10 protein-coding genes are annotated in these 11,751 nt (G+C 67.2%); 8 read left to right on the forward strand and 2 right to left on the reverse strand.

Going from position 1 to position 11,751, the window contains the following annotated elements; translation table 11 throughout:
• Positions 1-160 precede the first annotated feature (160 nt).
• The 5 genes from AC0Z2B_RS25060 to AC0Z2B_RS25080 all read left to right on the forward strand — a co-directional run bounded on the left by AC0Z2B_RS25060 (position 161) and on the right by AC0Z2B_RS25080 (position 5,846).
• Positions 161-1,516 carry a M16 family metallopeptidase gene (locus tag AC0Z2B_RS25060; RefSeq protein WP_476300172.1) on the forward strand — a complete coding sequence of 452 codons (1,356 nt, stop codon included), beginning with the start codon at positions 161-163 and terminating at the stop codon, positions 1,514-1,516.
• The gene (locus tag AC0Z2B_RS25065) at positions 1,509-2,966 is read left to right on the forward strand and encodes a M16 family metallopeptidase (protein WP_476300174.1); all 1,458 of its coding nucleotides are present in this window, start codon (positions 1,509-1,511) and stop codon (positions 2,964-2,966) included. Before AC0Z2B_RS25060 ends, AC0Z2B_RS25065 begins: the two co-directional genes overlap by 8 nt.
• The gene (rsmD, locus tag AC0Z2B_RS25070; RefSeq protein WP_476300176.1) at positions 2,966-3,556 is read left to right on the forward strand and encodes a 16S rRNA (guanine(966)-N(2))-methyltransferase RsmD; all 591 of its coding nucleotides are present in this window, start codon (positions 2,966-2,968) and stop codon (positions 3,554-3,556) included. The genes AC0Z2B_RS25065 and rsmD overlap by 1 nt, the downstream gene beginning before the upstream one ends.
• Before the next feature lie 446 nt (positions 3,557-4,002).
• A complete protein-coding gene (locus tag AC0Z2B_RS25075; RefSeq protein WP_476300178.1) occupies positions 4,003-5,007 on the forward strand; it encodes a hydrolase in 1,005 nt (334 codons plus the stop codon).
• On the forward strand, positions 4,986-5,846 hold the full coding sequence (locus AC0Z2B_RS25080; RefSeq protein ID WP_476300181.1) for a helix-turn-helix domain-containing protein: 861 nt from the start codon (positions 4,986-4,988) through the stop codon (positions 5,844-5,846). The genes AC0Z2B_RS25075 and AC0Z2B_RS25080 overlap by 22 nt, the downstream gene beginning before the upstream one ends.
• Here AC0Z2B_RS25080 and AC0Z2B_RS25085 read toward each other — a convergent pair.
• Together AC0Z2B_RS25085 and AC0Z2B_RS25090 are read right to left on the reverse strand one after the other, a co-directional pair.
• Positions 5,819-6,673, reverse strand: coding sequence for a sulfurtransferase (locus AC0Z2B_RS25085; protein ID WP_476300183.1), 855 nt, complete (start codon positions 6,671-6,673; stop codon positions 5,819-5,821). The genes AC0Z2B_RS25080 and AC0Z2B_RS25085 overlap by 28 nt on opposite strands.
• Before the next feature lie 32 nt (positions 6,674-6,705).
• A complete protein-coding gene (locus AC0Z2B_RS25090) occupies positions 6,706-7,377 on the reverse strand; it encodes a TetR/AcrR family transcriptional regulator (protein ID WP_476300185.1) in 672 nt (223 codons plus the stop codon).
• Positions 7,378-7,572: 195 nt separating this feature from the next.
• On the opposite strand from AC0Z2B_RS25090, the gene AC0Z2B_RS25095 reads away from it, so the two are divergent.
• The 3 genes from AC0Z2B_RS25095 to AC0Z2B_RS25105 are packed head-to-tail and all read left to right on the forward strand — an operon-like array spanning position 7,573 to position 11,155.
• Positions 7,573-9,000 (forward strand): coniferyl aldehyde dehydrogenase, encoded by a 1,428-nt coding sequence (locus AC0Z2B_RS25095; RefSeq protein WP_476300187.1) that lies wholly within the window; start codon positions 7,573-7,575, stop codon positions 8,998-9,000.
• 10 nt (positions 9,001-9,010) lie between these two features.
• On the forward strand, positions 9,011-9,529 hold the full coding sequence (locus AC0Z2B_RS25100) for a twin-arginine translocation pathway signal protein (RefSeq protein ID WP_476300188.1): 519 nt from the start codon (positions 9,011-9,013) through the stop codon (positions 9,527-9,529).
• A gap of 24 nt (positions 9,530-9,553) precedes the next feature.
• Positions 9,554-11,155, forward strand: a complete 1,602-nt coding sequence (locus tag AC0Z2B_RS25105) for a GMC family oxidoreductase (RefSeq protein WP_476300190.1) — start codon at positions 9,554-9,556, stop codon at positions 11,153-11,155.
• Positions 11,156-11,751 lie beyond the last annotated feature (596 nt).

An 11,751-nucleotide genomic window follows, 5' to 3' on the forward strand; every position in this document is an offset into this window, starting at 1 on the left:
TGTATTTTTCCCGGCTCGTTCATGCGTAACATTTTGTAGAGAGCCCGCAGGCCATTCTCTGCAACCAGGCATGGTCGCCAGGTAACCGGATCAGTATCCTAGCACCTCCTCGCCCGTGGACGCTAAGACCAAGCGGGCAGTCCGACAGGTTAAAAAACGAATGAATGCTCTAGCCCGCCGTGCCGCCGGCCTGCTGCTCAGCTCGGTTTGTCTGCCATTTGCCGCCTTGGCCGCCGATCCCCAACCCACCACCGAGTTCACCCTCGACAACGGCCTGAAGGTCGTGGTGCGCGAAGACCATCGCGCGCCGGTGGTGGTTTCGCAGATCTGGTACAAGGTCGGCTCCAGCTACGAGACCCCGGGCCAGACCGGCCTGTCCCACGCCCTGGAGCACATGATGTTCAAGGGCAGCGAGAAACTCGGCCCCGGCGAAGCCTCGCGGGTGCTGCGCGACCTGGGCGCCGAGGAGAACGCCTTCACCAGCGACGACTACACCGCCTTCTACCAGGTGCTGGCCAAGGACCGCCTGCCGGTGTCCCTGGAGCTGGAAGCCGACCGCATGGCCACCCTGAAGCTGCCGGCCGACGAGTTCAGCCGCGAGATCGAGGTAATCAAGGAAGAGCGGCGCATGCGCACCGACGACAAGCCCAGCGCCAAGGCCTTCGAGCTGTTCAAAGCCATGGCCTACCCGGCCAGCGGCTACCACACGCCGACCATCGGCTGGATGGCGGACCTCGACCGCATGAAAATCGACGAGCTGCGCGCCTGGTACAAGGCCTGGTACGTGCCCAACAACGCCACCCTGGTGGTGGTCGGCGACGTCACTCCCGACCAGGTCAAGGCCCTGGCCCAGCGCTTCTTCGGCAGCATAGCCCGGCGCGACACGCCGCCCAGCAAGCTCCCCCTGGAGCTGGCCGAGCCTGGCGAGCGGCAGCTCACCGTGCACGTCAAGACCGAGCTGCCCAGCGTGGTCTACGGCTTCAACGTGCCGGGCCTGGCCACCGCCGCCAACCCGCGCGACGCCCAGGCCCTGCGCCTGATCTCGGCGCTGCTGGACGGCGGCTACAGCGCGCGCCTGTCCACCCAGCTGGAGCGCGGCGAGGAACTGGTCACCGGCGCTTCCGCCAGCTACAACCCGTTCACCCGCGGCGACAGCCTGTTCATGTTGTCGGCCACGCCCAATACCCAGAAGAAAAAGACCCTGGCCGACGTCGAGAAAGGTTTCTGGCGCCTGCTGGACCAGCTCAAGACCAAGCCGCCCACTGCCGAGGAACTCGAGCGCGTGCGCGCCCAGGTCATTGCCGGGCTGGTGTATGAGCGCGATTCCATCAGCAGCCAGGCCACCACCATTGGCCAGCTGGAAACCGTGGGCCTGTCGTGGAAGCTGATGGACACCGAACTGGATGACATCAAGAGCGTCACCCCCCAGGACATCCAGAACGCTGCCCGTACCTATTTCACCCGGTCACGCCTGAGCGTCGCCCACGTATTGCCAGAGGAATCGGCGCATGAATAAGCGCAACTCACCCCGCCGCGCCCTGCTGGGCGTGGCGCTGCTGGCCGCGCTGGTCACCGGCCAGGCCGTGGCCGCCGAAGCCCCGGCGCCGCTGGACAACCTGCAGACCCTGAAGGAACTGGACGGCAAGGCGCCCAGCCACCGCCTGATGGACATCCAGACCTGGCGCACCGCCGCAGGCTCCAAGGTGATGTTCGTCGAGGCGCACCAACTGCCCATGTTCGACCTGCGCCTGACCTTCGCCGCCGGCAGCAGCCAGGACCAGAAAACCCCGGGCATCGGCCTGCTGACCAACGCCATGCTCAATGAAGGCGTGGCCGGCAAGAACGTCGAGGCCATCGCCCAAGGCTTCGAAGGCCTGGGCGCGGACTTCGCCAACGGCGCCTACCGCGACATGGCCATCGCCTCGCTGCGCAGCCTCAGCGCGCCCGACAAACGCGAGCCGGCGCTGAAACTGTTCGCCGAGGTGGTCGGCAAGCCGACCTTCCCGGCCGACTCCATGGCCCGCATCAAGAACCAGCTGCTGGCCAGCTTCCAGTACCAGAAGCAGAGCCCCGGCAAGCTGGCGGGCAACGAGCTGTTCAGCCGCCTGTACGGTGACCATCCGTACGCGCACCCCAGCGACGGTGACGCCAAGTCCATAAATGCCATCAACGCCCAGCAGCTGCGCGCCTTCCACAACCGCGCCTACGCGGCTGGCAACACGGTGATCGCCCTGGTCGGCGACCTGTCGCGGGAGGAAGCGGAAAAAATCGCCGAGCAGGTCTCGTCGGCACTGCCCAAGGGCCCTGCCCTGGCGCCCATGCCCGAACCCCAGGCGCCCAAGCCCGGGCTTACCCACCTGGAGTTCCCCTCCAAGCAGACCACCATGCTGCTGGCCGAGCTGGGCATCACCCGCGACGACCCCGACTATGCGGCACTGTCCATGGGCAACCAGATCCTGGGCGGCGGCACCTTCGGCACCCGCCTGATGAGTGAAGTGCGGGAAAAGCGCGGCCTGACCTACGGCATCTATTCGGGCTTCACCCCAATGCAGGCCCGCGGGCCGTTCTCCATCAGCCTGCAGACCCGTGCCGAACTCAGCGAAGGCACCCTCAAGCTGGTGCAGGACATCCTGCGTGACTACCTGAAAACCGGCCCTACCCAGCAGGAACTGGATGCCGCCAAGCGCGAGCTGGCCGGCAGCTTCCCGCTGTCCACGGCAAGCAATTCGAGCATCGTCGGGCAATTGGGGGCCATTGGCTTCTATAATCTGCCCCTGAGCTTTCTGGAAGACTTCATGCAGCAGTCCCAGGACCTGACCATCGAGCAGGTCAAGGCTGCCATGAACCGCCACCTGGACGCCGACAAGCTGGTGATTGTCACCGCTGGCCCCACCGTGGCGCAGAAACCGCTGCCACCCCCTACAGACAACCCCCAGGAACAACCCATGGGCGTTCCGGAGCATTAATGGCACATCCCCCTGCAAAACCTGTGAAACACAACGGCCAGGGCCAGCTGCGCATCATTGGCGGCCAATGGCGCAGCCGCAAGCTGAGCTTCCCCGACGGCCCGGGCCTGCGCCCCACGCCGGACCGGGTGCGTGAAACCCTGTTCAACTGGCTGGCGGCCTACGTCAACGGCGCCAAGGTGCTGGACCCGTTCTGCGGCAGCGGTGCCCTGTACCTGGAGGCCCTGTCCCGTGGCGCCAGCATGGGCCTGGCGCTGGACAGCAATGCCCAGGCCATCGCCAGCCTGCGGGCCAACCTCGACCTGCTCAACTGCGCCACCGGCCAGCTGCTGCAAAGCGACGCCCTGCGTTACCTGGAAACCCAGGCGGCCAGCGCCTTCGACCTGGTGTTCCTCGACCCGCCGTTCCACCAGAACCTGCTGCCTGCCGCCTGTGCGCTGCTGGAATCCCGTGGCTGGCTGAGCGAGCACGCCTGGGTGTACACCGAAAGCGAAACGCCGCCCTCCACCCTGGAGCTGCCGGGCAACTGGCGCCTGCACCGCGAGAAGAAGGCCGGCCAGGTCTACTACGCCCTGTGGCAGCGCGGCTGATACTGCCTTTCGCAACCGCGTAGCCGCTGCCGTAGGCAGCGGCTACATATATGTACCCCCTCCACCCTCCCCGCTTGCAAGACCCTGCCCCTCGTCATCCATCAATCACGAGGTGCAACCGTGATATTCCTCAAGCCACTGCCCTATGCGCTACGCGCCCTGGCCAGCAAAGCCTCCAGGCGATACTCCTTGAGCACGCCACACCTTTCGCTCCTCATCGTGATGCTTGGCGTTGGCCTGGCCGTGGGCCACGCACTGGGTTCCAGCGCCCCGGGCGGCAAACTCGGGTCACGATGGGTCAACGCCGCACCGATCGCGTTGCCGGGCATCAAACGATGGCCCCACGCTGGTCCGACCACCCCTGCCGCTGCCTGGCAATTAAATAGGCCGATACAGGCGGCGGCGATTGTGGCAACTTAGCCGGGTTACTGGAGGAAGAAACACCCGTGCACACGTCTACCGCGCAGGCTGCTGCGCCTTTCCACCCCGCCACGGGGCTGGGCAACCCGCATTTGCAAACCCTCTGGGGCCCGGTGTTGCGCCGTCAGCCCCCCCTGCAACGTGAGCGCCAACGCTTGTGGCTGGCCGATGGCGATTTCATGGACCTGGACTGGCATGGTCCGCACAGCGCCGACAGCCCGCTGGTGCTGGTACTCCATGGGCTCACCGGCTCGTCGAACTCGCCCTACGTGGTCGGCCTGCAACGTGCGCTGGCGGCCCAGGGCTGGGCCAGCGTGGCGTTGAACTGGCGCGGCTGCTCGGGCGAACCCAACCTGCTGGCGCGCAGCTACCACTCGGGCAGCAGCGAGGACCTGGCGGAGGTCATCGCCCACCTGCGCAGCCGCCGGCCCATGGCGCCACTGTTCGCCGCCGGCTATTCGCTGGGCGCCAACATCCTGCTCAAGCACCTGGGCGAAGTGGGCGCAAACAGCGAACTGCAGGGGGCGGTAGCGGTCTCGGTGCCCTTCCGCCTGGACCAGTGCGCCGACCGCATCGCCATGGGCTTCTCCAAGGTGTACCAGGCGCACTTCATGCGCGAGATGCTGGCCTACGTGAAGGACAAGCAGCGGCGCTTCCTGCACGAAGGCAAGCACGATGGCCTGGCGACCCTGAGCAATCTGGGGCCGCTGAAAAACCTGCGCACCTTCTGGGACTTCGACGGCAAGGTCACTGCGCCGCTCAACGGCTTCACCGATGCCCACGACTACTATCGGCGCTCCTCAAGCGGCTACTACCTGGCAGGCATCGCTACGCCCACGCTGATCATCCAGGCCGCCGACGACCCCTTCGTGTTCCGCCACAGCCTGCCCCAGGCCAACGAACTGTCGCCCAGCATCACCTTCGAACTGCACGAGCACGGCGGCCACGTGGGCTTCGTCGAGGGCAGCCTGCGCAAGCCCGCTTACTACCTGGAACGTCGCATCCCCCAATGGCTGACGGCGCTGGCATGAGCCAGGAGTCGATCCACTTCTGGCAAACGCCACCGCTGGCGGGTGTGGAGTTGCTGTCGGCGCGCTACATCGAGCAGCGCTTCGTGCCCCATGTGCACGACGGCTTCGTCATCGGCATGATCGTCAGCGGCGCCCAGCGTTATCGCTACCGTGGCGCCGACCACCTGGCGCCCAGCGGCACCCTGGTGCTGATCAACCCCGACGAGGTACACACCGGCAGCAAGGGCCACGACCAAGGCTGGCTGTACCGGGCGTTTTACCCACAGAACGCGCGCCTGGAAAGCCTGCTGCAGGAACTGGACATCAGCAGCAGCGCCACGCCATCGTTCAGCGAGACCCTGTACCGCGACCCGGACCTGGTCAGCGGCTTCTACCGCCTGCACCAACTGCTGGAGCACAAAGGCCAGGCCCTTGAGCAACAGACCTTGTGGCGGGAGATGGTACTGGCGCTGTTCGCCCGCCACGCCAAGGTGCGGCTGCCCACCAGGATCGGGCGCGAGCCCCAGGCCATCGCCCGGGCCAAGGACCTGCTGCTGATGCAACTGGCCGAGCCGCCTTCACTGGAAGCACTGGCGGCCGCGGTACACCTTTCACCCTTCCATTTCGCCCGCTGCTTCCGCAAGGCCACCGGCCTGCCGCCCCACGCCTGGCTGATGCAGCAACGCATCGCCCGCGCCCGGGCGCTGCTGCGCGAGGGCTGCCTGCCGCTGGCGGTGGCCACGCAGTTGGGGTTTGCCGACCAGAGCCACCTGAGCCGGCAATTCAAGAAGGTCTACGGCGTGGGGCCGCGGGCCTATCGCGACGCCGGGGCTCAGTCGCCCTTGGCCAGCGGCCGCTGAGCGTCGGTGATCCACTCGCTCCACGAACCGGCGTACAACGGCGCCAGCGGGTAGCCGGCCAGGCACAAGGCGAACAGGTTATGGCAGGCAGTCACGCCCGAACCGCAGTACGCCACCAGCGACTCCACGGGGCGCCCGCCCAGCTTCTCGGCGAAGCGCTGCTTGAGCGTGTCCGCCGGCAGGAAGCGGCCATCGGGCCCCAGGTTGTCGGTGAAGGCTGCGCACTGCGCGCCCGGGATATGCCCGGCCACCGGGTCGATGGGTTCCACTTCGCCACGAAACCGCGGCAATGCGCGGGCATCGAGCAGGGTCAGTTCGGGCTGGCCCAGGCGCTCCTGCAGTTGCCGGGCGGTCACCACCAGCTGTGCATCGGGCTTGCCATGCAGGTGCCCCGGCGTGGTGTGCGGGGCGTCGAGGCTCAGCGGCAGGCCGGCGGCGTGCCAGGCCTTCAGGCCACCGTCGAGGATCGCCACGCCACTGCGCTTGCCCAGCCAGGCCAGCAGCCACCAGGCGCGTGCAGCGAAGGCGCCGGGGCCGTCGTCATACAGCACCACCTCGCTGTCGGCATTGATGCCCCACTGTTGCAGGCGCTCCAGCAGGCGGCCCGGCTCCGGCAGCGGGTGGCGCCCGGTCACGCCCTTGACCACGCGGCCGCTCAGGTCACGCTCAAGGTCGGCGAAGTGCGCCCCGGCGATATGCCCCTCGGCGTAGCTGCGCTGGCCGTAGTCCGGGTCTTCCAGTGCAAAACGACAGTCCAGCACCACCAGCCCCGGTTGCTCGAGGCGAGCAGCCAGTTGCTGGGGGGTGATCAATTGCGCGATGGGCATGGCAGCCTCCCTGGGATATGAACAGTTAACGGTTAGTCCGACGGTTCCAGCGCCTGGTTCAGCGACACGTGGAACTCCTGGAACAGGCTGTCGACCGCCGCGCGGTAATCGGCGGTAACGTAGCCCCACTCCAGCATCAATACTTGATAGACACCACGCTTGATGGCTTCTTCGCTCATGCGTGTGGAGTTTTCACGCGTGGTGCTGAGAAAACGCCCCCACGAACTGAGGATGATCCAGGCATTGAGGGTCACCACCTCGATCTGGGTGGGGTTCATGTCCAGGATCCCGGCCTCGACGAAGCCCTTGTAGATCAGCTGCGCCTGCACCATGCAGCGCTGGGAGAAGCGCCGGTAGCGCTCGGCCAATTCGGCGTCGCTGTCCAGCAGGTGCTCCAGGTCGCGGTGCAGGAAACGGTAGCTCCACATGGCCGACAGCACCGCGCGCAGGTAATAGCGCTTGTCTTCCACCGTAGGCAGGCGCCCGGCCGGCGGGCGCAGGAAACCGTCTACCAGCGCCTGGTACTGGTCGAACAGCTCGCTGATGATTTCCTGCTTGTTGGCGAAGTGGTAGTACAGGTTGCCGGGCGATATCTCCATGTGCGCGGCGATGTGGTTGGTACTGACACTGCGCTCGCCCTGCTGGTTGAACAGCTCCAGGCTGTGCTGGACGATGCGGTCACGGGTCTTGGGGCGGGCAGCCATGTGCGATTCCCTGGCCATGGTCTTGAATGAATGATCACAGTGTACACGTAGCGAGCCGCGCCGCAGCCTTCGAATGGCACCCCCGTAGCAGCGGCCACAAGGCCGCGTCATTCCCCCGCCGAATGTTCAGGCACGAATAACGCCGCTAGAGTATAAGCTCTACAAAGTACAATAATTAACCAGAGAGCCCACGTCATGTCCGCGCAATTGCAAGCATCGCCAGACGCCCTGGCCCTGCTGGAGCCCCTGTTCCAGGCCCAGCGCCAGGCTTTCGCCGCCAACCCCATGCCGCCTGCCGCCCAGCGCCGGCAATGGCTCAAGAGCCTGCGCGAGGTGCTGGTGGCCGAGCAGCAGGCGTTGGTCGAAGCCCTGCGCCAGGACTTCGGCAACCGCAGCGCCGACGAGACCCTGCTGGCCGAGCTGATGCCCAGCCTGCAAGGCATCCACTACGCCAGCCGCCACCTCAAGGGCTGGATGAAAGCCTCGCGGCGCAAGGTCGGGGTGGCTTTCCAGCCGGCTTCGGCCAAGGTGGCCTACCAGCCCCTGGGCGTAGTCGGGGTGATCGTGCCGTGGAACTACCCGCTGTTCCTCGCCGTGGGGCCGCTGGTGGGGGCGCTGTCGGCGGGCAACCGGGTCATGCTCAAGCTCAGCGAGGCCACCCCGGCCACCGGCCTGCTGCTCAAGCGCCTGCTGGAACGGGTGTTCCCCAGCGACCTGGTGTGCGTGGTGCTGGGCGAGGCCGACGTGGGCATCGCCTTCTCGCGGCTGCCGTTCGACCATCTGCTGTTCACCGGTGCCACCAGCGTCGGCCGCCAGGTGATGCGCGCTGCCGCCGACAACCTCACCCCGGTGACCCTGGAACTGGGCGGCAAGTCGCCGGCCATCGTCAGCCACGATGTGCCCCTGAAGGACGCCGCCGAGCGTATCGCCTTCGGCAAGACCCTGAACGCCGGGCAGACCTGCGTCGCCCCCGACTACGTGCTGGTGCCGGCCGAGCGCCTGGACGCCTTCGTCGACGCCTACCGCCAGGCCGTGCTGGGCTTTTATCCACAGGTGCAGGGCAACCCGGACTACACCCACATCATCAACGAGCGCCAGCTGGCGCGGCTCAACCATTACCTCGACGACGCCCGGCGCAAGGGCGCGCGGGTAGTCGAGCTGTACCCGCAAGCGCCGGATGCGGGGCGCTGCCTGGCGCCGCAGGTGCTGCTCAACGTCAACGATGGCATGACGGTCATGCAGGACGAAATCTTCGGCCCGCTGCTGCCCATCGTGCCCTACGGCGAGCTGGACGAGGCCCTGGCCTACGTCAACGCCCGCCCTCGCCCGCTGGCCCTGTATTACTTCGGCTACGACAAGGCGGCCCAACAGCACGTATTGGCCCACACCCATTCCGGCGGCGCCTGCCTGAACGACACCCTGCTGCACGTGGCCCAGGATGACATGCCGTTCGGTGGCATCGGCCCCTCGGGCATGGGCCACTATCACGGCCACGAGGGCTTCCTGACCTTCAGCAAGGCCAAGGGCGTGCTGGTCAAGCAGCGCTTCAACGCCGCCCGGGTGATCTACCCGCCCTACGGCAAGGCCCTACAGAAACTGGTGTACAAGCTGTTCATTCGCTGAGGGCGCCGCCATGTACAGCCTCGACCGCCGCGCCGTGCTCAAGCTGGGCCTGGGCGCCAGCGCCTTGCTCGCCGTGGCCGGCCTGGGCGCCAGCCTCAGCGGCTGCAGCCAGGCCACGCCGGCCAACGGCTTCGCGGTGCTGCGCGACAGCGACCTGGCGTTCCTGCGGGCGCTGGTGCCGGTCATGCTGGCCGGCAGCACCGACGCCATACCGGCCGCCGTGGAGCAGACGCTGCAAGGCCTGGACAGCAGCCTCGAGCACCTGTCCGCGCCCATGCTCAAGCTCACCCAGCAACTGTTCGACGTACTCACCCTGCCCGTTACCCGCGGGCCGCTGACCGGGGTGTGGGGCAGTTGGCAGCAGGCCAGCCCCGAGCAGATCGAGGCCTTCCTGCAACGCTGGCAAGGCAGCAGCCTGAACCTACTGCGCCAGGGGCACGCGTCCTTGCTGCAACTGGTGCTGATGGCCTGGTACGGCCGCCCGCAGGCCTGGGCCCATTGCGGTTACCCAGGGCCACCCACCGTCTGAAAAACAACAATAAGAGAGCCTGTGATGCCTGTACCCGATCTGTTCCGCGACGGCATGGCCCGCGGCTGGAAAACCCATGACGGCTCACGCCTGCAGCAGGACCTGACGCTTGAAGCCGACGTGGTCATCATCGGCAGCGGTGCCGGTGGCGGCACCTCCGCCGAGATCCTCAGCGCCGCCGGCCTCAAGGTGCTGATCGTCGAGGAAGGCCCGCTCAAGACCAGCAGCGACTTCAAGATGATCGAGCCCCAGGCCTACGCCAGCCTCTACCAGGAAGGCATCGGCCGCATGAGCAAGGACGGCGCCATCACCATCCTCCAGGGCCGCGCGGTGGGCGGCACCACCCTGGTGAACTGGACGTCGAGCTTTCGCACGCCACCCCAGACTCTGGCGCACTGGGCCAGCGAGCACGGGGTGAAGGGCCATGGCGTGGATGACATGGCGCCCTGGTTCGAACGCATGGAACAACGCCTGGGCGTGGCCCCCTGGCTGATCCCGCCCAACGCCAACAACGAGGTCATCAGCCGCGGCTGCGAAGCCCTGGGCTACAGCTGGAAAGTCATCCCGCGCAACGTGCGAGGCTGCTGGAACCTGGGTTATTGCGGCCTAGGTTGCCCCACCAACGCCAAGCAATCGATGCTGGTAACTACCATTCCAGCCGCCCTCGACAAGGGCGCCGAGCTGCTCTACCTGACCCGCGCCCAGCGCCTGCTGATCGACGGCACGCGGGTAACCGGACTGGAATGCGTGGCCATGGACGAGCGCTGCGTGGCGCCCACCGGCACCACCATTACCCTCAAGGCCCGCCACTACCTGCTGGCCGGCGGCGGCATCAACAGCCCGGCCCTGCTGCTGCGCTCCAAGGCCCCCGACCCTCACGACCGGCTGGGCAAGCGCACCTTCCTGCACCTGGTGAATTTCTCCGCCGGGCTGTTCGAACAGGTGATCAACCCGTTCTACGGCGCGCCCCAGTCGATCTATTCCGACCATTTCCAGTGGCTCGACGGCACCACCGGGCCCATGGCCTACAAGCTCGAAGTGCCGCCCCTGCAACCGGCCTTGGCCAGCACCCTGCTGGGCGGCTTCGGCGCGGAAAACGCCGCGCGCATGGCGCAGCTGCCCCACACCCACATGATGCTGGCGCTGCTGCGCGACGGCTTCCACCCCGACAGCCAGGGCGGCAGCGTGGAGCTGCGCGACGATGGTTCGCCGGTGCTCGACTACCGCGTTTCCGACTATGCCTGGGACGGCGTGCGCCGGGCCTTCCTGAGCATGGCCGAGATCCAGTTCGCGGCCGGCGCACAAAGCGTGCTGCCGCTGCACAACGACGCCCGCCCGGCGAAAACCCTCGACGAAGCTCGACAAATGATCGCCGGGCTGCCCCTGGAGCTGTTCCGCACCCGCCTGGGCAGCGCCCACGTCATGGGCGGCTGCGCCATGGGCGAGGACCCGGGCCGCGCGGTCACTGACAGCCTGGGCCGGCACCACCAGCTGGAGAACCTGTCGATCCACGACGGTTCGCTGTTCCCCACCAGCATTGGCGCCAACCCGCAGCTGTCGGTGTACGGCCTGAGCGCGCAACTGAGCACCCTGCTCGCCCAACGCCTGAGGCCAGAGCCCCCGTAGCAGCTGCCGCAGACTGCGTCCGGATTCCCCGCGGTGTGCCGGTAAAAGCGCAGCGCATTGGACGCGGCCTGCGGCCGCTGCTACAGAAACCGCGTTGCCTGACGCCATGCGCGGTCAGCGGGTCGCACCCCCCGTAGCAGCTGCCGCAGGCGGCGTCCGGATTCCCCGCGGTGCGCCGGGAAAAACGCGGCGCCTTGGACGCGGCCTGCGGCCGCTGCTACAGAAACCGCGTTGCCTGACGCCGTGCGCGGTCAGCGGGTCGCACCCCCCGTAGCAGCTGCCGCAGGCTGCGCCCGGATTCACCGCGGTGCGCCGGTAAAAGCACAGCGCCTTGGACGCGGCCTGCGGCCGCTGCTACAGAAACCGCGTTGCCTGACGCCGTGCGCGGTCAGCGGGTCGCACCCCCCGTAGCAGCTGCCGCAGGCTGCGGCCAGATTCACCGCGGTGCGCCGGGAAAAACGCGGCGCCTTGGACGCGGCCTGCGGCCGCTGCTACAGAAACCGCGTTGCCTGACGCCGTGCGCGGTCAGCGGGTCGCGCCCCCCGTAGCAGCTGCCGCAGGCTGCGCCCGGATTCACCGCGGTGCGCCGGGAAAAG

The organism is Pseudomonas sp. GYB4201, from assembly GCF_056312595.1.